We start from the raw sequence: 24,513 nt of genomic DNA, 5'->3' as shown, positions 1-24,513 counted from the left end.
ATAAGAAGGAAGGAGAAATTGTAGCACAGAGCCGCAAAAAAACGGGGCCTGTTGTTACAGGCCCCGTTAAGGTTAATCGCGTGGGATGGCGGTTCCCCATGCTTGCCATCCCTTCGGCTCTTCCGCATTAAGCATGAAGTGCTTGCCGACGGCGGCTTTTGGCGCCAGCGGGATGGTCGGCGGCGTGGCGAAGGCGATACCGCCACGGATAAACTGCTGGAAGGTGCCGCTCTTGATGACGCCGCCGGTCAGGCCGAACTGCAGGTTATAGCCGGAAGCCAGCCAGAACACGCTGTTGTTACGCACCAGATGCTGATATTTCTTGCTGATGCGCAGGGCGACATGCACCCGGTCGGACATCGCGCCCAGATAGAAGCCGGTGACGGTGCCGACCTCAACGCCGCGGAACAGCACCGGCGTGCCGATCTGCAGCGAGCCGGTTTCGGCAGCGTCAAGCACCACGCTCAGGCCGTCCTGATAGCGCGAATCGGTAATGCTGGCTTCCTGCAGCTCAAAGCTGCGCAGCGGACGGCTGCTGCGGCCCGGCTCAACGTTAATATACGGCTGCAGCAGGGTATCAAGGTTATTGACCCCGGCGGCGGAAATCTCCGGCGAGACGATGGAGAAGCGGGTACCGAAGCGGGCGAAGTTGTTCACGTATTCCGGATACAGCACGGCTTTCGCCAGCACCTGGGTGCGGTCAGGCGACAGCTGCATCGACTCCACCTGGCCGATATCGATGCCCAGATAGCGGATCGGCATACCGGCGGCCAGTTTGCTGGCGTTATAGGTGCGCAGGGTGATTTGGCTGCCGACCGCGCGGGCGGCGGTTTCATTGCTGTACAGCACCCGCTTGTCGCCTTTGCCCAACGCCACGCCCTGCAGGTTATCGAAGCTGATCGCGCCTTTCAGCGCCCGGTTCAGCGGTGAAGCCTGCACCGTCAGGCCGCTGCCGCTCAGCTGGACTTTGGCGCCGCCTTCGGCCCAGAAGACGGTCTGCTTGCCCAGCAGTTTGCGGTATTGCGGGTCGATATACACATCGACCTCAAACGCATTAGCTTTCGGGCGGATGTCGAGAATTTCGCCCACCTGGAACTTGCGGTACAGCACCACCGAGCCGGATTGCACGTCCGGCAGGCTGGAGGCGGTGAGCGTCAGCGTCGGCGCCGGTGCATTGCCGGTGATGCCCGCCTTGGCCTTGTCGCTGTTGGCGTACAGCGGATACTGCGTTGCCGGTTCGCCACGGCTGCCGGGAATAATGCGGATGCCGCCGTCCAGCCACTCCTGGGCGCTGGCGCCGACCACTTCCATCCCGTCCAGCCCCAGCTTGACGTCCAGGCGGCTGTTGACCACAAACTTGCTGTCTTTGTGCACCAGCGCGCGGTACTGCGCGTCGACGGCGATGCGGAAGGTGACGCCGCTGTTGGTCAGCGTGCGGTTCAGCACCTGGCCGACTTTGATACCGTGAATAATCAGCGGCTGGCCGACGTCGATGCCGTAACTCTGCGGCGCATTCAGCGACAGGGTGAGCACGCCCGGCTGCTGCAGCAGCGTTTCGCTGCTGTCGAGCACGTTGAAGTGGTGCTGCGGTTCGCCGTCGCCCGGGATCAGCTCCAGCGTGTTGCCGGTCAGCAACTGGCTGAGTTTGGCGTCATTCAGGCTGATTTTCGGGCTGCGCATGGCGATGCGCGTGCCGCTGCGCATCAGATCCACCACCGACGGGTCGATGGTCAGTTCACCGGTCACTTTGTTGTCCGGCTGCAGCGTCAGTTTGGTCAGGGTGCCGACCTGCAGTCCCTGATAGATCAGCGGCGTATGGTTGGCGCTCAGGTTATTGCCGCTCGGCAGATCCAGCGTGATACTGACGCCGCGCTGGCTGCGGGCCAGGTCAGGGTACAGCTGATAGCTCTGGTCGGCTTTGGCCTGTTGGCTCTTTTCCGGCGAGTCGAAGGCGATGGCGCCGTTGACCAGCGCCGCCAGGCTCTCCATCTGCACCGAGGCGCCCGAGAGGTTGAAGTCGCCCTTAAAGCCGGAGACGTTCCAGAAGCGGCTGTCGGTTTTCACCAGATTGGCGAAGCGGCGGTCGATCAGCACGTCGATGGTGACGCCTTTATTACCGTTGGCGATGGTGTAGTCGTACACCTTGCCGACCGGAATTTTACGGTAATACACCAGTGAGCCGGTATTCAGCGAACCGAGATCTTCCGCATGCAGGTGAATCATCAGCTCGCCGGTATTGAGCCGGTATTTGGGTTGAGTATCGAGCGCGGAGAAGTGGGTCTGCGCCTTGCCGCTGCCCGGCATCATACCGATATAGTTGCCGCCGACCAGCGCATCCAGCCCGGAAACGCCGGCCAGCGAGGCCTTCGGCGTCACCAGCCAGAACTGGGTGCCGTCGCGCAGTGAATCTTCCAGCTCGCTTTTGATGCTGGCCTCCACCACAATCTTGCCCAAATCTTTGCTCAGCCGGATCGACTGGACGGTGCCGACATCCACGCCCTGATAGCGTACCGGCGTACGGCCGGCGACGATGCCCGCCGCCGATTGGAAATCGATGGTGATGGTGGTGCCGCGCTCCTGAAAATTGTTGTACACCAGCCAGCCGGCGATCAGCAGGGCGATAAACGGCAGTAACCAAAAAGGTGAAATGCGGCGTTTGTTTTTAACCCGCGCTTCAGTCGGCGTATTCGGCGTTTCCTGTTGCATGTGCATCCCAAATCAGTCGGCTATCCAGCCACTCAACGGCAAGAATAGTTAAAATGACCGCAGAGCCAAAGTAAAAGGCTGCCGGTCCCATAGTAAATGACAATAATTGTTCGCGGTTAACCAGCGACATCATCAAGGCGATAACAAACAGATCGAGCATTGACCAGCGGCCGATCCATTTCACCAGCCGCAGCAGGCGAATTCGGGTTTTCAGGCTGTGGCAGGTCTTGAAGTGTATGCTGAACAGCAGCGTGATCAGTACGATAACCTTGGTAAACGGCACCAGGACGCTGGCGATAAAGACGATCGCGGCGATAGGCATATTGCCGGAGGTGGCCAGCGACACTACGCCGGAGAAGATAGTGTCTTCCATGCGCGCGCCGTTGGCGTAAATAATGGAGATCGGCAGCAGGTTGGCCGGCAGCAGCAGAATCATCGCGGCGATCAGCGCCGCCCAGGTTTTCTGCAGGCTGTGGGGCTGGCGATGGCACATCGGAATATGGCAGCGTGGGCAGCGGCCGCGCGCGTCCGGATAGCCGGTAAAGTGGCAGGAGAGGCAGACGTGCAGCGCGTTTGGCGCACCTTCCGGCTGGTGCTGCGGGTAGTAACGCTCCCACAGCTGTTCCAGATTCATATGAATCAGCGTCAGGATGCTGAGCAGCGTCAGCGCCAGGTAGGCCAGCAGCGCGTTGCCGGCTTCGATATCGGCGTACTCTTTGACTTTAATCGCCGCTACCGCCATGCCGATCAGGTAAATATCCAGCATCACCCACTCTTTTAACCGCTCCAGCATTAGCAGCACCGGGCGCAGGTTCATCCCCAGCCGATGGCCGATGCGCAGGTAAAGCAGCGACAGCGCTAATGTCAGCGGTGCGCCAATCGTGCAAAACGCTACCATGCTGGCTGTGATAGGATCGCCCTGACGGCTCATCTGCCAGATGCCTTCCAGCAGGCTGGCGTGAATCGGCGTACCAAGCAGGCGAATGTTAATCAGCGGTTCGGCAAAGGCAAACGGCATCAGCAGCAGCATGGTGACGGCCATGGCCGTCAGCCGCGCCATCGACCAGTCGCGGCCGTTGACCACTTTGGCGTTGCAGCGCGGACAATAGGCCGCCTGACCGCCGTTCAGCGCCGGCAGCCTGAACAGCAGATCGCATTCGCAACAGCGCTGGTAGCGCGCTTTGGAAAGGGGGGCGGTGATTGCCTGTATTTTCATCGTCAACAATAGCTCTGAAGCCCGCCGGTTTACTTAGCGTAGCTGGAAAATTACGCTGCCTTTGCCCAAGGGAGAAAAAAGCGCGGCAAAGCGCGGTTTATGCGAGGCAAACATACCCTGTCGGACGGGGTTTTGTGAAGTAACAGATGATTAACCTTGTGACTATACGCATTTAATGCTTATTTTATAGGGGTTAAGCCCCGGGCTTGAAGTTATCTACAGCGTTTTAATGGTTATTACATGACAAAAGAACAATTCTACGCGGAATTCAAACGCGATCTCTGTGCGTTGTTGGATGGTGAAACCAACTTTATTGCTGCGCTCTCCAACGCCAGCGCGTTGATTAACGAACGCCTGGACGCGGTGAACTGGGCCGGTTTCTACCTGATGGACGGCCAGCAACTGGTGCTGGGGCCGTTCCAGGGCAAGATCGCCTGCGTGCGAATCCCCGTGGGTAAGGGCGTGTGCGGCACTGCGGTGTCGGAAAACGCCGTGCAGCGCGTCGGTGATGTCCATGCCTTCCCGGGACACATCGCCTGTGATGCCGCCAGCAACGCCGAAATCGTGCTGCCGCTGGAAGTCGGCGGTCAGGTTATCGGCGTTCTCGATATCGACAGCACAGTTTATCAACGCTTCGACGAACAGGATGAAGAAGGCCTGAAAGCAGTGGTGGCGGGGCTTTGCGCACAGTTGGAGCAGTGCGATTGTGCGAAATACGTCACTGTAGCGGCAAGTTGATCTACGGTTAACGTGGCATTTAGCGATGGCGTCATTATAATGACGCCTGTTCATGCCTGCGGCTTGTTGGCAACACCGTTGTAATCAGGAAATTTCATGGAAAATCAACCTAAGTTGAACTCTAGTAAAGAAGTTATTGCTTTTCTTGCCGAGCGTTTTCCGCTCTGCTTTAGCGCCGAGGGCGAAGCACGTCCGCTCAAAATCGGTATTTTTCAGGATTTGGTGGAGCGCGTGCAGGGGGAGGAAAACCTGAGCAAGACGCAACTGCGTTCTGCGCTGCGCCTGTATACCTCCAGCTGGCGTTACCTGTACGGCGTTAAAGTCGGCGCGCAGCGCGTTGACCTGGACGGCAACCCGTGCGGCGAGCTGGAACAGCAGCACGTCGACCACGCGCGTCAGCAGCTTGAGGAAGCCAAAGCGCGCGTTCAGGCCCAGCGTGCCGAGCAGAACGCCAAAAAGCGTGAGGCCGCCGGCGATGCCGCAGCGCCGCGCCGTCCGCGTCCCGCAGGTAAAAAACCGGCTGCACGCCGCGAAGGCGCTGCAGTGGAAAACCGCAAGCCGCGTCCTCAGCAAGCCCGCAAGCCTCGCGCTGCCAAAGAAGAAAGTCAGCAGCGTCATGTACCCGTCACGGATATCTCCGCACTGCAGATCGGCCAGGAAATCAAGGTCAGAGCAGGCAAGAGCGCGATGGATGCTACCGTACTCGAAATCGCTAAAGATGGCGTACGTGTACAGCTCTCTTCCGGTCTGGCGATGATTGTGCGCGCAGAACACTTGCAGTTCTGATACGGAGGCCAACTAAGGCATGAACAAATTTGTCAGATTAACGGCAGTCGCTGCCTTGATGTGGGCTGGCGTCAGTTACGGTGCGGATACCGCCAACATCCGCATCGACCAACTGCCGCAGCTGCATCAGGAACCGCAGCATGCTACGGTGAGTGAGCGCGTTACGGCGCGCTTCACTCGCTCTCATTATCGTCAGTTTGCGTTGGACGCGGAGTTTTCAGGCAAGATTTTCGATCGCTACCTGAATATGCTCGACTACAACCACAACGTTCTGCTGGCCTCCGATGTCGCGCAGTTTGCCGATAAGCGCACCGCCTTCGGCGAAGAGCTGAAAACCGGTAAGTTGACCACGTCATACGCGCTGTTCAACCTGGCGCAGAAGCGCCGCTTCGAACGTTACACCTATGCGCTGTCGTTGCTGAAAAAACCGATGGATTTCACCGGCAACGATACGATCGACGTCGACCGCAGCAAAGCGCCGTGGCCGAAAGACAAAGCCGAACTTGACCGTCTGTGGGATGCCAAGGTCAAGTACGATGAGCTGAGCCTGAAACTGGCCGGCAAAAATGATAAGGAAATTCGCGAAACGCTGACCAAGCGTTATCAGTTCGCGATCAAGCGTCTGACGCAAAGCAACAGCGAAGACGTGTTCCAGCTGGCGATGAATGCCTTTGCGCATGAAATCGACCCGCATACCAACTATCTCTCTCCGCGCAATACCGAGCAGTTTAACACCGAGATGAGCCTGTCGCTGGAAGGCATCGGCGCGGTATTGCAGATGGATGACGATTATACCCTGATCAACTCGATGGTGCCGGGCGGCCCGGCGGCGAAAAGCAAGTCGATTACCGTTGGCGACCGTATCGTCGGCGTCGGCCAGACCGGCAAGCCGATTGTCGATGTGATCGGCTGGCGTCTTGACGATGTGGTTTCCCTGATCAAAGGACCGAAGGGCAGCAAGGTACGGCTGGAAATTCTGCCGGCCGGCAAGGGCAGCAAAACCCGCGTGGTAACCCTGACGCGTGAACGCATCCGCTTGGAAGACCGTGCGGTGAAAATGACCATCAAGACCGTCGGCAAAGAGAAAGTCGCGGTGCTGGATATTCCCGGCTTCTACGTCGGGCTGACCGATGACGTCAAAGTTCAGTTGCAGAAGATGGCCAAGCAGCACGTCAAGAGCGTGATTATCGATCTGCGCACCAACGGCGGCGGCGCGCTGACCGAAGCGGTGTCGCTGTCCGGTCTGTTTATCCCGAGCGGCCCGGTAGTGCAGGTGCGTGATAACAACGGTAAAATCCGCGAAGATGCGGATACCGACGGCGTAACCTATTACAAAGGGCCGCTGGTGGTGATGGTTGACCGTTTCAGCGCTTCCGCGTCGGAAATTTTCGCGGCAGCGATGCAGGATTACGGCCGTGCGCTGATCGTCGGCGAGCCGACCTTCGGTAAAGGCACCGTGCAGCAATACCGCTCGCTGAGCCGTATCTACGATCAGATGCTGCGCCCTGAGTGGCCGGCGTTGGGGTCGGTGCAGTACACCATCCAGAAATTCTATCGGGTGAACGGCGGCAGTACCCAGCGTAAGGGCGTGACGCCAGATATCCTGATGCCGACCGGCGTCGATCCGGCAGAAACCGGTGAAAGCTTCGAAGACAATGCGATGCCGTGGGACAGCATTAACGCTGCCACCTACGGTCGGGTTGGCGATCTGAAGCCGTTTGAGCCGGCACTGCTGAAGGATCACGAGCAACGCATCGCCAAGGATCCGGAGTTCCAATACATTGCGCAGGATATTGCTCACTACAAGGCGCTGAAAGACAAACGTAACATCGTCTCGCTCAATCTGGCCCAGCGTGAGAAAGAGAACCATGACGATGACGCTACGCGCCTGAAGCGGATTAACGAACGCCTGCAGCACGCCGGCAAGAAGCCGCTGAAGTCGCTCGACAACCTGCCGAAAGACTACAAAGAGCCGGATCCGTATCTGGATGAAAGCGTGCATATTGCGCTGGACCTGGCGCATCTGGAACAGGGGCAGCCGGCCCAGCAGGTTGCCGCCGGTAAATAGTTTCTGGCCGATGAACGTAAAAAGCGCACCTTAGGGTGCGTTTTTTTATGGGCGTAAGTTCAACAAATTGTGATAGGGGCTGTAGTCCAGCCAGCGATTATTGGCTATAGAGGATGACCGGCGTATGACATGGAATGTATGACTTCAACGGCGAAGGGCGGTGCGGTGAGGGTTAACGAGGGAGCGAAAGGATGAAAAGATATGGCATTATCATAAGGGGAGCCGTCAACCAGTTAAAGCCTGCCCGCAGGAGGCGCGTGTTTGCCGCCGTTACCGTATCACGTTATACCGCCTTGCCATCAAGCGGCAAGTGCGGCATGGCCGCATAAAAAACCTGCAATTGCCGCGGGTTTTCTCTAAAACTTCCCCGTCAGCCGCAACAATCGTTTACAATTCGTAAATCCGGCGGGAAACGCCGTTTTTGTAAAGTTTCGTATTTTTAGTGGGTTAATGGCTTTTCTGGCTTGAAACTGTGCCGGATGCCCATACTTGCTAAAGTATCTACAGCAGCGTCTTGTTAACATTTTATGAGGAAGTAAACATTTTATGATGCGTATAGCTCTGTTCCTGCTCACCAACCTGGCGGTGATGTTGGTTTTCGGGCTGGTGCTCAGCCTGACAGGAATTCAATCCAGTAGCGTTCAGGGCCTGATGATCATGGCCGGTTTGTTTGGTTTCGGCGGTGCGTTTGTCTCCCTGCTGATGTCCAAATGGATGGCGCTGCGCTCCGTTGGCGGGGAAGTGATTGAACAACCGCGTAATGAAACCGAAAACTGGCTGTTGGAAACCGTACGTCGTCAGTCTCAGCAGGCAGGCATTGCTATGCCGCAGGTGGCGATTTACCACGCGCCGGACATCAACGCCTTCGCCACCGGTGCGCGTCGTGACGCGTCGTTGGTCGCGGTCAGCACCGGTTTGCTGCAAAGCATGAGCCGTGATGAGGCGGAAGCGGTTATCGCCCATGAAATCAGCCACGTCGCCAACGGCGATATGGTGACCATGACCCTGATCCAAGGGGTGGTGAACACCTTCGTGATCTTTATCTCGCGTCTGTTGGCGCAGGTGGCCGCTGGCTTCCTGGGTAACCGTGACGGTGAAGGGGAAGGCAACGGCAATCCGATGATCTACTTCGCGGTTTCTATGGTGCTGGAGCTGGTGTTCGGTATTCTGGCGAGCATTATCACCATGTGGTTCTCGCGTCACCGTGAATTCCATGCGGATGCCGGCTCTGCCAAACTGGTGGGCCGTGAGAAGATGATTGCTGCGCTGCAGCGTCTGAAAACCAGCTACGAGCCGCAGGAAGCGGGCAGCATGATGGCGTTCTGCATTAACGGTAAATCCAAAACCTTCAGCGAGCTGTTCATGTCGCACCCGCCGTTGGACAAGCGTATTGAAGCGCTGCGTTCCGGTCAGTATCTGAAGTAATCCAGCATCACTAAAAAACCCCGGCTTGCCGGGGTTTTTTTATGTCTCAAGGTGACGATTTAGTGCGCAGCGGCGCGCGGCTGACGGATGCGTAAGGCGCTGACCAACGCGGCACAGGTGGCGCAACTGCCGGCCAGCAGCAGCGATGCATGTGTGCCGTTCTCCGGAAACAGGTTGAACATCAACGCCACCAGTGCGGCGCCGGAGGTCTGACCCAGCAGGCGTGCGGTGCCCAGCATGCCGCTGGCCCCGCCGCTGCGGTGACGCGGCGCCGAAGAGATGATGGTGTGGTTGTTTGGCGACTGAAACAGGCCAAAACCGATGCCGCACAGCGCCATCCGCCAGACGATGTCCAGATCGGCCGGGTTCTGCGGCAGCGTCGCCAGCAGGAATAATCCAAGAGCGAACAGGCCGAGTCCCAGCGCGCCCAGCAGCCCGGCGTGGACATGTTCAATCAGCCGGCCGGCAAGCGGCGCAACTGCCACGATCGCCAGCGGCCAAGGCGTCAGCAGCAGGCCGGTGGCGACTTCGTCACGCCCTAACACCTGCTGAAGAAAGAACGGCAGCGACACCATTGCCAGCATTTGGGCGGCGAACGAGCAGATTGAGGTGCCCATCGACAGCGCAAAGATCGGGATACGCAGCAAATCGACCGGAAGTAACGGCGCGCTTTGCTGCAGCTGACGGCGCACGAAAAACCAGCCAATCACCAGCAGGGCGGCCAATTCCGCCGCCACCAGCGTCAGACTTTGACCTTGGGCGAAGCCGCTGAGAGCGGCGATCAGCAAACCAAAGGTCAGCGCATTCATCACGGCGCTGAGCGGGTCAAAGCGCCCGCGGCTTTTCTGGCTGTTAGCCGGCAGATAGCGCATGCCCAGCAGCCACGCTGCCAGACCGATCGGCAGATTTATCGCGAACAGCCACGGCCAGGAGGCGAACGATAAAATGCCAGCGGCAACCGTTGGCCCGGCGGCGGACGAGAAGGCGACGATCAACGCGTTAATCGCCAGGCCGCGGCCGAGGTAACGCTGCGGATAGATAATGCGGATCAGCGCGGTATTGACGCTCATGATGGCTGCGGCGCCAAACCCTTGCAGCACGCGAGCAATAGTCAGGGTAGTCAGGCTGTCGGACAGGGCGCAAAACAGCGACGTCAGGCTAAAAACCAACAGCCCCCATTGGTAGATACGGCGGTAGCCGAGCAAGTCTCCCAGCGAGGCCAGCGACAGCAGCGAGACGGTAATGGCCAACTGATAAGCATTGATAACCCAGATAGAGTTGGCCGCGCTGGCGTTAAGGTCGCGGGCGATAGTGGGCAGCGCAACATTGGCGATGGCCCCGTCGAGTACGGAAACGGTGATGCCAAGGGCAATGGCCAGGATTGCGCCGTAGCGCTGCGGCACGGGCAACCCGTCAGAGCTGGAGAGTGTCATAGTGAAATCATAGATAAACGTGCGGAATGTGACCATGCTAACAATTTTTACGCTAATTGTATCTGCCCGATGGCGGCTAATTGTAAACAGCGGTGAGCGGCTAGCGCTTATTCTGCGGGTTACATTGCACAGGATGAAGCGCTCCGCTTATACTGAAACCCTTGTTTAAATTTCTTAAAACGGAAATAGGCTGGGATTGTTGATGGCGAATACGGATCTAGATAAACAACCGGATGCGGTTTCATCGGTGCTGAAAGTGTTTGGTATTTTGCAGGCGCTGGGTGAGGAACGCGAAATCGGTATTACCGAGCTTTCTCAGCGGGTGATGATGTCCAAAAGCACCGTTTACCGTTTTCTGCAAACCATGAAATCATTGGGCTACGTGGCGCAGGAGGGGGAGTCGGAAAAATACTCCCTGACGCTGAAGCTGTTCGAACTGGGCGCCAAATCGCTGCAGAATGTGGATCTGATCCGCAGCGCGGATATCCAGATGCGCGAACTGTCGCAACAGACCCGCGAGACAATCCATCTGGGCGCGCTGGATGAAGACAGTATCGTTTACATCCATAAAATTGATTCTTTATACAATTTGCGCATGTATTCCCGTATCGGTCGCCGTAACCCGCTGCACAGTACGGCGATCGGCAAAGTTCTGCTGGCGTGGCGCGATGAGGCCGAAGTGGGCGATATTTTGTCGCAGATCGAGTTCACCCGCAGCACGGCGCATACCATCACCAGCGCGGCGCAACTGCTGCCGGTGCTGACGCAGGTGCGCCAGCAAGGATTTGGTGAAGACGTGGAGGAGCAGGAAGAGGGGCTGCGCTGTATCGCGGTGCCGGTGTTTGACCGCTTCGGCGTAGTGATTGCCGGCCTGAGCATCTCGTTCCCGACCATCCGCTTCTCCGAAGAGGCGAAGGCCGGCTATGTGCGTCAGTTGCACCATGCGGCGCGTATTATTTCCGAACAGCAGGGCTATCACGACTACCCGTTCTGAGTGCGTGCCGTATAAGGCGATGATGAGCGCCTGCCGATGACCGAAAAACCTGTCTTCACGACAGGTTTTTTTATATTTCTTGCTGAGCCCAATTCAGTATCACCACCAACCCGAGAACGCTCTGATTGTCTGCCGGTTTTCTGAGCGTTAGTATCTTTTACCAGGAGAACAACAAAGGGAAAGCACGGTAAATGGACACGATTGAAGAATTAGGTGGGCGCTATTTCTATGCGGGGAGATATCATCTAAGCATCGGTGAGCTGTTTTTCATGATCTTCTGTGAAGAGACAGCTAACCAATTAGGCATTCAGGATGTTGGGGCGGTTGCCGCTATCTTGGGGGGATTCAATGTTTCAAAAACCCGGGGCAAATTTAGAGGAAATATTACTGATACCTCCTATGTTTCCCGGGGGGCTCGTAAGGTATTCGGCAACAAAACTTTTCCCGGTAATATAAAATTACCGTCTGTTGTTGGAGGATATCCTCCCTCTACAATGAGAGTTATTTTAACGCGTAAGTTGGGAACATTTGTGGGGCGCGCTGTACCTGTCCTTGGGTGGATTATTTTGGCGAAAGACATTACCGAGATTTCTTTTCGGACGGTGGTTAAGTACAACACTATTGCCCGTGGGAGTGACAAGCTATGGTAACGGAGCAGGAGGTTTTAGATTTTTTCCGCGATGAGTTATCTGTTCCTCTTACCTGGACGATGAAGATGGTTCCGCTTGAACTGGACACTATGCTGCAGGACTACGCTGTAGGTGACGAATTCTTCTATGCGATTGAGGACTACGCTGAAAAATTCGATGTAGATGTATCGTCCATCGATATGCGCTACTACTACCCTTGGGAAAATTTATCTCGTTGGGAGCGTTGGACCAAATACCAAAAAGCTGATGTAGAAAAGACCAGAAAGCCTTTAACCGTGCGTATGTTCGCCGAGTCTGCCAAGGCCGGGCGTTGGCTGTATGATTAACTGACGCTGACTCCATCATGCGCCGATTCCACTTCCATGCATGACGTTTACTGTGTATCGACCTCAATACGCAGGCTGTCATGGCGCCAGTACTCAATATCAAAATCAAGAATGTGCCCGTGCCGATCGTAATTCAGACGGCGCAGCAGCAGGGCGGGCAGGCCGACCATTGCCCCCAGCGCGGCGGCGGCCTCGGGCGGCAGCGCGGTGGGGTAAAACGACAGGTGCATGCTGCTGTAGAGCAGTTGGTAATGCTGCTGATAAATCTCGGTCAGGCTGCCGTTCAGATCGTGCTGCAGCAGCCCCGGCACCCGCTGCGGTAAACAGTGGTTCTCGCAATAACAGATGGCCCGTTCGTCGGCATAGCGCACCCGGCGCAGCAGGTAGATCCGCGCGCCCGGTTCGAGCGCCAATGCCTGTCCCACCTCCGGCGATGCGCCGACGTGTTCCCCCGCCAGCAGCGCAGTGCGCGCCTGCCGTCCCTGTTCCTGACATAAACGGTGAAAATTGGTGTTCTGCGTCGGGTCCAGTCGCAGCCGTTCGGGCGTGACAAACCAGCCGCGGCGGTCGGCACGATAGATGGCGCCGCTGGCCTCCAACTGCGCCAGGCTTTCTCGAATGGTGATACGCGTAGTGGAAAAGGCCGCGCACAGCTCCCGTTCGGAGGGCAGCTTATCCCCGGCCTTCAGCGCACCGCTGCTAATCCGTGACTGTAACTGCGCTTTGATCTGCAGATAGTGGGGGAGATCGCCCTGAGGGTGTTTCATGTTATCTCGCTATGGCATGTCGGCAGGCTCCATTATACATGCCCGGATGAATTTTTTGTTTCAGGGGCGGTTGGCGTTTGACCTGTGGAATGCTTAACCGGCACAATGCGCGCGTCTGGTATAGACCAATCGGAAGGGTAAAAAGATGAACGATCGCGATTACCTGCTGTTGACGCCCGGCCCGCTGACCACCTCTGATACGGTGAAGCAGGCAATGCTGTTCGACAGCTGTACCTGGGATGAGGATTACAATATCGGCGTAGTCCAGACGATTCGCGCCCGCCTGGAAACATTGGCCACCGCCTCGTCCGGCTACACCTCGGTGCTGCTGCAGGGCAGCGGCAGCTATGCGGTGGAAGCGGTGCTGGGGACGGCGCTCGGCGCGCAGGATAAGGTGCTGATCGTCAGCAACGGCGCTTATGGCGCGCGAATGGCGGAGATGGCGGCGCTGATGGGCATCGATCACCACTGTTATGACTGCGGAGAAGTGGCGGAACCGGACGTGGCGGAGATGGAAGCGCTGCTGCTGGCCGATGCGTGCATCAGCCATATCGCAATGGTGCATTGTGAAACCACCACCGGCATGCTTAATCCGTTGGCGCAGGTGGCGGCGCTGGCGGCACGCCGGGGGAAGACCTTTATCGTTGACGCGATGAGCAGTTTCGGCGGCATTCCGCTGGACGTGGAGGAGTTGGGGATCGATTTTCTGATCAGCTCGGCCAACAAATGCATTCAGGGCGTGCCGGGTTTCGCCTTTGTGATAGCCCGGCGCAGCGAACTGGAAAAATGCGCCGGCCGTTCGCGTTCTCTGTCGTTGGATCTGTATGCCCAGTGGCGCTGTATGGAAGACCACGCCGGAAAGTGGCGTTTCACCTCACCGACCCACAGCGTACTGGCTTTTGCGCAGGCGCTGCGTGAGCTGGATCTGGAGGGCGGTATCGCTGCGCGCTATGCGCGTTATGGTGAAAACCAGCGCCGGTTGGTGGCGGGGATGCGCGCACTGGGGTTTGAAACCCTGCTGGATGATGCGCTGCACTCGCCGATTATCACCGCGTTTTACTCCCCACGGGCGGAAAATTACCGCTTCGGCGAGTTTTACCAACGTTTAAAACGCCAGGGGTTTGTTATCTACCCCGGCAAAGTGTCGCACAGCGACTGTTTCCGTATCGGCAACATCGGCGAGGTCTATCCGCAGGATATCGACCGTCTGCTGGACGCCGTCGGTCGCGCCATGTACTGGCAACAATAAGGAGTTGTGATGCAACAGGTTAACGCCGTTATTCTCGACTGGGCCGGCACTACGGTGGATTTTGGCTCCTTTGCACCGACACAGATTTTCGTCGAGGCCTTCCAACAGACCTTTGGTATCGCCATCACTCTGGAGGAGGCGCGTATTCCGATGGGGTTGGGCAAATGGCAGCATATCGAGGCGCTGGGCAAACTGCCCGGGATTGACGCCCGCTGGCGGGCGAAGCTGGGGCGCTCAATGACTCCTCAGGATATCGATGCGCTGTACCAGGCGTTTATGCCGCTGCAGATTGCCAAGGTGGTGGATTTCGCCGAGCCGATTGCCGGCGTGCCCGAGGTGATTGCCGAACTGCGGCGGCAGGGTATAAAAATCGGCTCCTGTTCCGGCTATCCGCGCGCGGTGATGGACGTGCTGGCGCCGGCCGCCGCTGCACGCGGCTATGCGCCGGACTATTGGGTGGCGACGGACGATCTGGCTGCCGGCGGCCGCCCGGGGCCGTGGATGGCGCTGCAGAATGTGATTGCGCTGGGCGTCGACGCCGTCGGCCACTGCGTGAAGGTGGATGATGCCGTGCCGGGCATTACCGAAGGGCTGAATGCCGGCATGTGGAGCGTGGGGCTGGCGCTGTCCGGCAATGAGTTCGGTGTTCAGTGGCAGGAGTACCAACGGATGGATGCCGCCGAGGTAGCGCGGCGGCGTGGGCTGGCGGCGGAGAAGCTCTATGCCGCCGGCGCCCATTACGTGATTGACACGCTGGCGGAGTTGCCGGGCATATTGGACGCGATCGACCGGCGGCTGGCAAACGGCGAGCGGCCGTAGCGGCAGGCATAAAAAAACCGGCGCACAGGGCGCCGGTTTTTTTGTTGTGACGGGGAATTACTGGTGGGCCAGTTCCACGTCGTCTTCGCTGTCCATCACCGACTTGTCGGTTTGCTTCATCAGCTGGCTGGTGACGGTACCGGCGGTCATTGAACCGCTGACGTTCAGCGCGGTACGGCCCATATCGATCAGCGGCTCAACGGAGATCAGCAGGGCGACCAGCGTGACCGGCAGGCCGAGCGCCGGCAGTACGATCAGCGCGGCGAAGGTGGCGCCGCCGCCCACGCCGGCAACGCCTGCGGAACTGACGGTGACAATACCAACCAGCGTGGCAATCCACATCGGATCCAGCGGGTTGATGCCAACGGTTGGCGCAACCATAACCGCCAGCATCGCCGGATACAGGCCGGCACAGCCGTTCTGGCCGATGGTGGCGCCGAACGATGCCGAGAAGCTGGCGATTGACTCCGGCACGCCCAGGCGACGGGTCTGCGCTTCCACATTCAGCGGAATGCTGGCGGCGCTGGAACGGCTGGTAAAGGCGAAGGTGATCACCGGCCACACTTTACGGAAGAATTTCACCGGATTAACGCCGGTAAAGCTCAGCAGCAGCGCATGTACGCCGAACATAATCGCCAGGCCGAGGTAGGAGGCGACCACAAAGCTACCCAGCTTGATGATTTCATGAATGTTGGAGCTGGCAACCACTTTGGTCATCAGCGCCATCACGCCGTATGGCGTCAGCTTCATCACCAGGCGCACCAGCTTCATCACCCAGGACTGCAGGGTATCGATAGCGGTCAGGACGCGCTGGCCTTTCGCCTGATCGTCCTTCAGCAGCTGCAGCGCGGCCACGCCGAGGAAGGCGGCGAAAATCACCACGCTGATGATCGAGGTCGGGCTGGCGCCGGTCAGATCGGCAAACGGGTTTTTCGGCACGAACGACAGCACCAGCTGCGGCACCGTCAGGTCGGCGACTTTACCGACATAGTTGCTCTGAATAGCGGCCAGACGCGCGCTTTCCTGCGTGCCCTGCACCAGACCTTCGGCGCTCAGGCCGAACAGGTTGGTGACCAACACCCCCACCAGCGCGGCGATCAGCGTGGTGAACAGCAGCGTGCCGATCGACAGGAAACTGATCTTGCCGAGTGAGGAGGCGTTATGCAGCTTGGCGACCGCGCTCAGGATCGAGACGAACACCAGTGGCATGACAACCATTTGCAGCAGTTGCACATAGCCGTTGCCGACAATGTTGAACCAGCTGATGGATTCTTTCAGCAGTGGGTTTTCCGCACCGTAGATCAGCTGCAGCGCCAGGCCAAACACTACGCCGAGCACCAGACCTACCAGTACTTTTTTCGCCAGGCTCCATTGCTTATGGCGGGATTGCGCCAACAGCAAAAGGAGGGCGACAAAAACCACCACGTTAATGACGAGCGGTAAATTCATCCCCGTGTCTCCAAATCTTTTCTTATATAAAAATGGCTACGCACCAGTGTGTAGCGATGTAAATATCGTAACAGTTTGCCGGGGTGCGGGCTTATACCCAAATGGAATGTTATATAACTTTTGTTTTTAATTTGATTAAAATTACGGCAAATGGGTGATAAAACGGTCGGTTTTTTGTGATCACCATCTAATATTTTTCAACTGTTCAAAATATGACTGCACCGGAATGGTGCAGCCGCCCGGCCAGTAAATGGCAAAGGCGACCAGTGCGAGGCACAACACGCGCTCCAACTGATTACCCTGCTGCGAATTGAGCAGAGGCAGACGAAAGCGCCAGCGGCAGGGCCAGAGCAGCGGCACGCCGGACGGCGTGAGCATATCGGCGACCAGGTGACTGAAGTAGCCGATAATCATGGCGTGCAGCGCATCGGCGGGAATGGGCCAGCTGAGCGGTACGTTCAGCTGGAACAGCATCATGCCGCCGGCGATGGCCAGCAGACTGTGGGTGAAGCCACGGTGGCCAAAGGCGCGGGCGATCGGCTTGGCGATCCAACTGAGGCGCTGACCGAGCAGCGATTTGGGATGATCGATATCAGGCAGCAGTGAGGTCAGCAGGGCGGCGGGGATGATATGCCACCAGTCGCCGTCGGCGAGTACCGGCGTCACTTCCGCCTTCTTGGCGAAGATCGCGCAAGCGACAGAAAAAATAAGGTGTCCTTCCGCGGTCATGCTGGTTGCTATTCCGACTGGTAAACTGGTAATTTATCCAGTATATGGGGATTTTCCCAGTAATGGAATAGGTGACGCTGTAACTAATTGTTTGTTTTACTCTGCTTTACAAAGGGTTGAATGCTTTTGTGTGAGAAGTATCCTGCTTTCTCGTCAGCGATATGCCGGCCGGCAACCGTGCGCCAGCCGGTAAACGTCACGTTTTAGCGCGCCAGCCAGCCGCCGTCCACTGCCAGCGTGTAGCCATTGACATAGTCAGACGCCGATGACGCCAAAAAGACCACCGGCCCCATCATATCCTGCGGCACGCCCCAGCGGCCGGCGGGAATACGCTCCAGTATCTCCTGATTACGCCCCGCATCGGCCCGCAGCTGCTGCGTGTTGTTGGTGGCCATATAGCCGGGCGCCAGAGCGTTAACGTTGATGCCGTGTTTGGCCCACTCGTTGGCCAGCAGGCGGGTCAGACCCATCACCGCGCTTTTGGAGGCGGTATAAGAAGGCACGCGAATGCCGCCCTGGTACGACAGCATGGAGGCGATGTTGATAATTTTACCGCCGCCGCCTTGCTGGATAAACTGCCGGGCCACCGCCTGCGACAGGAAAAACAGCGTCTTGGTATTGATATTCATCACGTCGTCCCAGTCTTGCTCGCTGAAATCGAGTGCGTCTTCCCGGCGGATAATTCCGGCGTTATTCACCAGAATATCGATATGGCCGAATTCGGCGACGGCGCTGTCAATCAGCGCGGGGATGACGTCGGTACGGCTGAGATCGGCATGCAGCTTGAGAAAGCGCCGGCCCAGCGCGCTGATCTGTGCGCTGGTGTGTTCGGGATCGCTGCGGTTGACGCCGATAATATCGCAGCCGGCCTGTGCCAACCCGACTGCCATACCTTGGCCGAGCCCGGTGTCGCAGCCGGTTACCATGGCGACTTTGCCGGTTAAATCAAAGGAATTGATGGTCATAGACATATTCTCTCGCCGTGCGGTCTGGCCGCACGGACAGGGTTGCAGCTTGACGGCCGGCGCAGAGGCCGGCGGCGGGGGTTAGCGCAGCTCGCTGACGGCCAGGTGGTCCATATCGCCGAACACCTGATTTTCGCCCACCATGCCCCAGATAAAGGTGTAGCGCTTGGTGCCGACGCCGGCGTGGATCGACCAACTGGGGGAGATCACCGCCTGTTCGTTGTGCACCAGCAGATGGCGGGTCTCCTGTGGCTGCCCCATCATATGGAACACCGCGGTTTCATCTTCCATATCGAAGTAAAAGTAGACCTCCATGCGCCGTTCATGGGTATGGCACGGCATGGTGTTCCACAGGCTGCCGGCGGCCAGCTTGGTCAGCCCCATCGTCAGTTGGCAGGTCGGCAACACGTCGGGCACGATAAATTTGTTGATGGTGCGCCGGTTGCTGGTGGCGTCGTCGCCCAGGGTCTGCGGCGCGGCGTCGTCCAGGGTGATTTTTTTGTTGGGATAGTGGGTATGCGCCGGCGCACTGTTGTAATAGAACTTGGCCGGTCGTTCGGCGTCAACGCTGCGGAACGTCAGCTGTCGGGCACCCTGGCCGATATACAGCGCTTCTTCCGTGCCGATCTCGTAACTGTGCCCGTCGACCTCGATCAGACCGGCACCGCCGATATTGATGATGCCCATTTCCCGCCGTTCGAGAAAGTAACTGACGCCCAGCTGTTTACCGACCTCATCGCCGATGGTGACGCTTTGCCGGCGCGGCTGGATGCCGCCGATGATAATGCGGTCAATATGGCTGTAGGTCATGGTGTACTGGTCGTCCTCGAAAATCTTTTCAATCAGAAATTCGCGGCGTAATCCGGCGGTGTCGAGCTGTTTGGCGTGATCGCTGTGAATGCTTTGACGGACGTCCATCTCAGGGCCTCGCTGTGGTGAGGGGGAGAAAACGCCGGGCGGCTGGCGTGCTGCGTGGCAGTGACAGCAAAACCACCGCCCGGTGTTTTCTGTGGTGTTCACAGCATAGAGCGGTCGGTATGCGAATTCAATAAAAATGAAATAACGTTTTATTTATTTTTTGACGTGGGTCGACGTTTTTAAAACTGAACGCCCCCGCACGTGCCGGCAGAACGGCGTGCGGGGGCGGGCGCAGAAAGAGGGTAATCGTCAGGAAAGGTGAGACGGCGTCAACTGCTCCAGCGACGTCAACTGATAGTCAGCCAGTGCCCAACGCGCATCCTGGCGATACTCTGCGGCCGGCACCACGATAGAGCGCATGCGCGCCGCCTTGGTGGCGATCATGCCGTTGAATGAGTCCTCCAACGTAATGCAGCGCAGCGGATCGCTGCCCAGCCGTTCGGCGGCAATCAGATATACTTCCGGGTGCGGCTTGCTGTACGGCAGAAATTCTGCGGAAACCAGCTGGTCAAAATAGTGTTCCAGACCGAACATATTCAGTACCTGTTGCTGCATATGCAGCGGCGAGGCGGAAGCCAGACCGATATTCAGATCGAGGCTGCGGCAGAGCTCCAGCGCCTGCGTAACCCCCGGCAGCAGCGGGCGGCGTTCCTGCACCAGCTCAATGGCGCGCTCAATAATGCGGGCGGAAACCTGCTCCCGCGACGCCCCCTGCCACGGCATGGCCTGATACCACATCTCTACGACCAGATCGATGCGCAGCCCCAGGGTATCCGGCAGTTTGTCACGGTCGGAAAGATCCAAGCCGAGCGAACCGAAAATATCCAGCTCGGCCTGCAACCATAAGGGTTCTGAATCAATTAGTAAGCCGTCCATATCAAAAATTGCGCTTTCAATGCGTTGCGAATAAGCCATTAGTGCGTTAACTCCTGCCGATACGGTGGATGGGATCTCTGCGCTACTCTACCATTGCCATCGCCGCGACCAAAATCGCCGCTCCGGACGCAGCGCCAGCCTGCTGGACAAACGGCTGTTTGTGGGCGCGGCCGTGGTGCCTGTGTAAAGAAAACGGTGGGCTTGGCCGGGCAACTACGGGTAAACTCGCGGTTTATTACCGTTGCGTCGTTAACAAGGGGAACACATGACGTATCAACAGGCAGGGCGTATTGGCATTATCAAACAAATTCTGGGGTGGGTGCTGTTTATCCTGGCGTTAGTGTCGACGCTGATTTCATTGCTGAATTTTGTTTACCAATACAGTGAAAAAACTAAAGGCATCAATGCGGTGGTGATCGACTTCGTGCACGTCATCGTCGATATGGTGCGTTTCAATACGCCATTCCTTAATCTGTTCTGGTATAACTCGCCGGTGCCGGGGCTGGATAAGAGCCTGTTCAGCGGCGGCAACCTGATGTTTATTATTATCTACCTGCTGATTTTCGTCGGTTTGGCGCTGCGCGCTTCCGGCTCGCGTATGACGCGGCAGGTGAAGTTTATCCGCGAACGGCTGGAGGACCAGCTGATTCTGGAGCAGGCGAAAGGGACGGAAGGACTGACGCGCGAACAGCTGGAGTCGCGTATTTCGCTGCCGCATCACAGCATTTTCCTGCAGTATTTCCCGCTGTATGTGTTGCCGGTGACGATTGCGGTGGTGGCTTATTTCGTGATTAGCCTGCTGGGCAAACTGGCCGCCGGCGCGTAACGCCCGGCGACGGAAGAGTGATGATATAAACGGGGCCTGAAGGCCCCGTTTTACGTCAGGCGTCCTGCGGATGCAGCAGTGCGTCGATGGCCTGCTGCGCCGCCACCAGATGTTGCCCGCCGAACAGGTTGCTACGGTTGAGCAGGTAGTAGAGCTGGTACAGCGGCTGACGCTTGATAAAGTCCGTCGGCAGCGGCCAGACGCTTTGGTAGCCGTCGTAGATCTGCGGCGGCAGATTCGGGTAGAGCGGCAGCATCGCCAGATCGCACTCCCGGTCGCCCCAGTAACAGGCGGGGTCAAACAGTACCGGCCCGTCGCGGGTCATGGCGCAGTTGGCCGGCCAGAGATCGCCGTGCAGCAGTGAGGGCTGCGGCTGGTGGTGTTGCAGACGCAGATAGACGATATCCACCAGCTCATCAATATCGCCGAAGGACATGCCTTTCTCCGCCGCCAGCTGCAGCTGCCAGCCGATGCGCTGTTCGGCGAAGAATTCCGCCCAGCGACGCTGCCAGGCGTTGGGTTGGGGTGAGGTGGCCAGGTGGTTATCGAAGTCGAGGCCGAACTGCGGCTGTTCGCTCCAGCGGTGCAGGTTTGCCAACTGCTGTCCCAGGCAGTAGGCGCCGTGCGCTTCCAGCGGTTTGAGCTCCAGATGCTCCAGCAGGAGAAAGCTGTAGTCGCGATCGCTGCCCACGCCATACACCTCCGGTACGCGCACCGTTTTACTGCGGGCCAGCAGCGCCAGCTGATCGGCTTCGGCGGTAAAAACAGGCAGTAACTCACGGGCGTCGTTTTTCACGAACACCTCGCTGTCACCGTAACTCACGCGCCATGCCGGGTGGATTTCGCCACCGGGCAGTTCAGTCCTTTCGCGGATTTCTGCGCTGCCAAGATGTTCACTTAACAGACGGCTAACGGCTTGCCACATGGTATTCCCCCCTCTGTGTTGCCTGCTGTTTGAATAGCTTAGCGTCTTTAACGGCGTGAAAACTCGATGTGGCGCACAGCCGGCATTAATCTTTCTCCGGTTTTTATCGCCCGCCATCAGCTCAAAGTATATACGCTATTGATTAATTTAAATACAGTTCGTCGCTGTGGGATTTTTGTCCGCGTCGGGTATGGCGGCTGGGCTATACTGACGCGGTGTTTTTTCAGACGGTTATCGCGATGCCACGCAAAGCCAAACTTATTGAAATCCCTGCTATCGGCCCCCTTGATCGGCAGGCCGGGTCACTTAGCCGCCAGCTGTCGCAGGCGCTGAGGACGGCGGTGCGGCAGGGGAAGCTGCAGGCGGGCGATCCCCTGCCTTCTACGCGTGCGCTGGCCGTGGCGCTGCGTCTGTCGCGCGGTACGGTGTCCGTCGCCTATGAACAGCTGATCGCCGAAGGCGTACTGACGGCACTGGCCGGGTCGGGAACGCGCGTGGCGCCGATTGATTCGCCGCCGCCGGCATCGGCGGTGTTGCCTGGCGCCCAATGCGGCGAGCCGGCGCTTTCTGAGCAGGCGCAGGCGTTCGCCCGCTTTGCCGGTGGTTTGAAACCGCTGTTGCCTGCTCCGTTTACCGTGTCGCTGCCTGTCGGTGATACGGCGCCGGGGGATATCTGGCGTCGACTTGGCAACCGGGTGCGCGCGCGCGGGCCGGGCGCGCCGGATGGCTATGGCGATCCGTTGGGGGCGCTGCCGCTGCGTCGCGCAATCTGTGAGTATGTGCGTCAGTCGCGTTCGGTAATTTGTACGCCGGAACAGATTGTGGTGACCTGCGGCACCCAGCAGGGCTTGTATCTGGCGGCGCAAATTTTACTGGATGCCGGCGATCGCGCCTGGGTCGAGGATCCTGCCTATCCCGGTGTGACCGCGTTGTTCTCGACGGCGCTGCGCGACCGGCAGATGGTGCGGGTGCCGGTCGGCGCAGACGGTATCGACGTCGCCACCGGCAGGATGATGGCGCCCGATGCCAGGGCGGCGTTTGTCACGCCTTCGCACCAGTACCCGCTGGGAATGCCGATGAGTATGGCGCAGCGCAGCGCGCTGTTGGCCTGGGCCCGTGAAACTAACGCCTGGATTGTGGAGGACGATTACGACAGCGAGATGCGCTATGACGGCCATCCCTTTCCTGCGCTGCAAGGGCAGGATCCGGCGCGCGTTATCTATCTGGGCACCTTCAGTAAGGTGCTGTTTCCTTCGTTGCGACTGGGTTATGCCATCGTGCCGCCGCTGCTGGTCGGCGCATTTTGCGGCGCGCGTATTTTGATGGACAGGCATCCGCCGAATGCTGACCAGTACGTGCTGGCGCAGTTTATGGCGGAGGGGCATCTGGCGCGCCACCTGCGGCGGATGCGCAGTCTGTATGCGGAAAAACGGCGGGTGGTGATCGACGCCGTCGGCCGGCATATTAACGCCGAACTGGCGGAGCTGCAGCCCTGCGATCAGGGCATGCATATGGTGCTGTGGCTGCGGCGCGGGCTGGACGATCGGCATGTCGAACGGTTGGCGCAGGAGGCCGGCGTGTCGGTACGGGCGCTGTCGTCGATGTATGCCGCCGGCCGCGGACGTACCGGGTTGATTCTCGGCCTGGGCGGCTACAGCGACCGGCAGGTGGAGCAAGCGGTCATCACGCTGAATAGCCTGTTGCTGACGGCCAGCCGGTGCGGATGAGTGTGCGGCGCTAGCGGGCGAAGCGTTTGGCGCCCACGACGCACAGCAGCACCCCGGCCATTACGGCAATCATCGCCGGTTGTACCTGTTCATGCAGCAGCAGCGCCGCCAGCAGCAGGCCGAAAAAGGGCTGCAACAGTTGCAACTGACCGACGGCGGCGATGCCGCCCTGCGCCAGCCCGCGATACCAGAAAATAAAACCGATCCACATACTGAACAAAGACACATAGGCCAGTGACAGCCAGGCGTCTGCGCCGGCTTTTGGCCAGGAGGCCGGAGCGTAAAGCAGCGTCAGCAGGATGGTGGCCGGCAGCGCCAGCGTCAACGCCCATGAGATGGTTTGCCAGCCGCCGAGGCGGCGCGACAGCACCGCGCCTTCGGCATAGCCCAGTCCGCACAGAGCGACCGCCCCCAGCATCATCAGGTCGCCGAACCCGGAGCCTGCGTTGCTGTGGGTCAGGGCAAACGCCGCCACCAGCGCGGCGCCGGCGACGGAAAAGGCCCAAAATTTTATATTCGGGCGTTCTCTGCCGCGCCAGACGGCAAAGCAGGCGGTCATCAGCGGCAGCAGGCCGATATAAACCAGCGAGTGCGCCGACGTCATATGCTGCAGCGCCAGGGCGGTGAGCAGGGGGAACCCCGCGACCACGCCAACGGCGACCCACAGCAGCGGGATCAGGTCGGCGCGTGCGGGGCGCTGTTGCCTGGTCAGCAGCAGGGCGCAGAGCGCCAGACAGCCGGCAATGCCGGCGCGGATGGCGGTGAGAAACAGGGGATCAAAGGCGGAGACCGCCAGCCGGGTGGCGGGCAGCGAACCGCTGAAAATCAGCATGCCGATAAAGCCGTTAACCCAGCCGGAAGGCGGGACGGCGGCAGATAACGGTTTGGTCTGGCTGTTCATACAATGGCGCTCCACGACGT

22 protein-coding genes are annotated in these 24,513 nt (G+C 58.6%); 11 read left to right on the top strand and 11 right to left on the bottom strand.

What is annotated here, in order from left to right; translation table 11 throughout:
- Positions 1–72 precede the first annotated feature (72 nt).
- A complete protein-coding gene (locus tag HF675_RS14000) occupies positions 73–2,706 on the bottom strand; it encodes a PqiB family protein (RefSeq protein ID WP_187043250.1) in 2,634 nt (877 codons plus the stop codon).
- A complete protein-coding gene (gene yebS, locus HF675_RS13995; RefSeq protein ID WP_111737217.1) occupies positions 2,675–3,922 on the bottom strand; it encodes a membrane integrity lipid transport subunit YebS in 1,248 nt (415 codons plus the stop codon). The genes HF675_RS14000 and yebS overlap by 32 nt, the downstream gene beginning before the upstream one ends.
- 240 nt (positions 3,923–4,162) lie before the next feature.
- Between yebS and HF675_RS13990 the strand changes: the two genes are divergently transcribed.
- The 4 genes from HF675_RS13990 (at position 4,163) to htpX (ending at position 8,939) form a co-directional block, all read left to right on the top strand.
- On the top strand, positions 4,163–4,660 hold the full coding sequence (locus HF675_RS13990) for a GAF domain-containing protein (RefSeq protein WP_105230826.1): 498 nt from the start codon (positions 4,163–4,165) through the stop codon (positions 4,658–4,660).
- A gap of 96 nt (positions 4,661–4,756) precedes the next feature.
- Entirely contained in the window at positions 4,757–5,446 is a 690-nt protein-coding gene (gene proQ / locus HF675_RS13985; RefSeq protein WP_105230827.1) for an RNA chaperone ProQ, read from the top strand.
- Positions 5,447–5,465: 19 nt separating this feature from the next.
- On the top strand, positions 5,466–7,514 hold the full coding sequence (gene prc / locus HF675_RS13980) for a carboxy terminal-processing peptidase (RefSeq protein ID WP_105230828.1): 2,049 nt from the start codon (positions 5,466–5,468) through the stop codon (positions 7,512–7,514).
- 546 nt (positions 7,515–8,060) lie between these two features.
- Positions 8,061–8,939, top strand: coding sequence for a protease HtpX (htpX, locus tag HF675_RS13975; RefSeq protein WP_105230831.1), 879 nt, complete (start codon positions 8,061–8,063; stop codon positions 8,937–8,939).
- A gap of 59 nt (positions 8,940–8,998) precedes the next feature.
- Here htpX and HF675_RS13970 read toward each other — a convergent pair whose 3' ends face one another.
- Positions 8,999–10,372, bottom strand: coding sequence for an MFS transporter (locus HF675_RS13970; RefSeq protein ID WP_105233286.1), 1,374 nt, complete (start codon positions 10,370–10,372; stop codon positions 8,999–9,001).
- A gap of 202 nt (positions 10,373–10,574) precedes the next feature.
- Here HF675_RS13970 and kdgR point away from each other — a divergent pair, with 202 nt between their 5' ends.
- From kdgR to HF675_RS13955, 3 genes are all read left to right on the top strand, one after another.
- Positions 10,575–11,366 carry a DNA-binding transcriptional regulator KdgR gene (gene kdgR, locus HF675_RS13965; RefSeq protein WP_111737215.1) on the top strand — a complete coding sequence of 264 codons (792 nt, stop codon included), beginning with the start codon at positions 10,575–10,577 and terminating at the stop codon, positions 11,364–11,366.
- 191 nt (positions 11,367–11,557) lie between these two features.
- Positions 11,558–12,016: an STM2901 family protein gene (locus HF675_RS13960; protein WP_105230833.1), complete on the top strand. Its 459-nt coding sequence runs from the start codon at positions 11,558–11,560 to the stop codon at positions 12,014–12,016.
- Positions 12,010–12,342, top strand: coding sequence for a DUF1493 family protein (locus tag HF675_RS13955; RefSeq protein WP_105230834.1), 333 nt, complete (start codon positions 12,010–12,012; stop codon positions 12,340–12,342). Before HF675_RS13960 ends, HF675_RS13955 begins: the two co-directional genes overlap by 7 nt.
- A 47-nt stretch (positions 12,343–12,389) precedes the next feature.
- On the opposite strand, the gene phnR is transcribed toward HF675_RS13955, so the two are convergent.
- Positions 12,390–13,109: a phosphonate utilization transcriptional regulator PhnR gene (phnR, locus tag HF675_RS13950; RefSeq protein ID WP_111737214.1), complete on the bottom strand. Its 720-nt coding sequence runs from the start codon at positions 13,107–13,109 to the stop codon at positions 12,390–12,392.
- A 145-nt stretch (positions 13,110–13,254) separates the two neighbouring features.
- On the opposite strand from phnR, the gene phnW reads away from it, so the two are divergent.
- Together phnW and phnX are read left to right on the top strand one after the other, a co-directional pair.
- Complete coding sequence (gene phnW / locus HF675_RS13945; protein WP_187043249.1) at positions 13,255–14,358, top strand: 2-aminoethylphosphonate--pyruvate transaminase; 1,104 nt, start codon at positions 13,255–13,257, stop codon at positions 14,356–14,358.
- Positions 14,359–14,367: 9 nt separating this feature from the next.
- The gene (gene phnX / locus HF675_RS13940; RefSeq protein ID WP_187043248.1) at positions 14,368–15,177 is read left to right on the top strand and encodes a phosphonoacetaldehyde hydrolase; all 810 of its coding nucleotides are present in this window, start codon (positions 14,368–14,370) and stop codon (positions 15,175–15,177) included.
- A gap of 57 nt (positions 15,178–15,234) precedes the next feature.
- On the opposite strand, the gene HF675_RS13935 is transcribed toward phnX, so the two are convergent.
- The 5 genes from HF675_RS13935 to hxpB all read right to left on the bottom strand — a co-directional run bounded on the left by HF675_RS13935 (position 15,235) and on the right by hxpB (position 20,153).
- Positions 15,235–16,626: an L-cystine transporter gene (locus tag HF675_RS13935; RefSeq protein WP_105230838.1), complete on the bottom strand. Its 1,392-nt coding sequence runs from the start codon at positions 16,624–16,626 to the stop codon at positions 15,235–15,237.
- 180 nt (positions 16,627–16,806) lie between these two features.
- A complete protein-coding gene (locus HF675_RS13930; protein ID WP_187043247.1) occupies positions 16,807–17,355 on the bottom strand; it encodes a metal-dependent hydrolase in 549 nt (182 codons plus the stop codon).
- A gap of 203 nt (positions 17,356–17,558) precedes the next feature.
- Entirely contained in the window at positions 17,559–18,320 is a 762-nt protein-coding gene (kduD, locus tag HF675_RS13925; protein WP_105233288.1) for a 2-dehydro-3-deoxy-D-gluconate 5-dehydrogenase KduD, read from the bottom strand.
- Positions 18,321–18,401: 81 nt separating this feature from the next.
- Entirely contained in the window at positions 18,402–19,238 is an 837-nt protein-coding gene (gene kduI / locus HF675_RS13920; RefSeq protein ID WP_105230840.1) for a 5-dehydro-4-deoxy-D-glucuronate isomerase, read from the bottom strand.
- 249 nt (positions 19,239–19,487) lie between these two features.
- Positions 19,488–20,153 carry a hexitol phosphatase HxpB gene (hxpB, locus tag HF675_RS13915; RefSeq protein WP_105230841.1) on the bottom strand — a complete coding sequence of 222 codons (666 nt, stop codon included), beginning with the start codon at positions 20,151–20,153 and terminating at the stop codon, positions 19,488–19,490.
- Between the two features lie 226 nt (positions 20,154–20,379).
- On the opposite strand from hxpB, the gene HF675_RS13910 reads away from it, so the two are divergent.
- Complete coding sequence (locus HF675_RS13910) at positions 20,380–20,940, top strand: YniB family protein (RefSeq protein ID WP_111737210.1); 561 nt, start codon at positions 20,380–20,382, stop codon at positions 20,938–20,940.
- Positions 20,941–20,995: 55 nt separating this feature from the next.
- Here the strand turns inward: HF675_RS13910 and HF675_RS13905 are convergent, their stop codons facing one another.
- Positions 20,996–21,865, bottom strand: coding sequence for a fructosamine kinase family protein (locus HF675_RS13905; protein ID WP_111737209.1), 870 nt, complete (start codon positions 21,863–21,865; stop codon positions 20,996–20,998).
- Positions 21,866–22,104: 239 nt separating this feature from the next.
- Between HF675_RS13905 and HF675_RS13900 the strand changes: the two genes are divergently transcribed.
- The gene (locus HF675_RS13900; RefSeq protein ID WP_105233290.1) at positions 22,105–23,592 is read left to right on the top strand and encodes a PLP-dependent aminotransferase family protein; all 1,488 of its coding nucleotides are present in this window, start codon (positions 22,105–22,107) and stop codon (positions 23,590–23,592) included.
- Between the two features lie 10 nt (positions 23,593–23,602).
- Here the strand turns inward: HF675_RS13900 and HF675_RS13895 are convergent, their stop codons facing one another.
- Positions 23,603–24,493, bottom strand: a complete 891-nt coding sequence (locus tag HF675_RS13895) for a DMT family transporter (protein WP_105230844.1) — start codon at positions 24,491–24,493, stop codon at positions 23,603–23,605.
- Between the last annotated feature and the right edge of the window lie 20 nt (positions 24,494–24,513).

Origin of the sequence: Serratia sp. JUb9 (genome assembly GCF_014298095.1) — a bacterium.
In the GTDB taxonomy this organism is placed as follows: Bacteria; Pseudomonadota; Gammaproteobacteria; order Enterobacterales; family Enterobacteriaceae; genus Serratia_B; species Serratia_B rhizosphaerae.
This window is presented reverse-complemented; position numbering and strand designations above follow the sequence as displayed.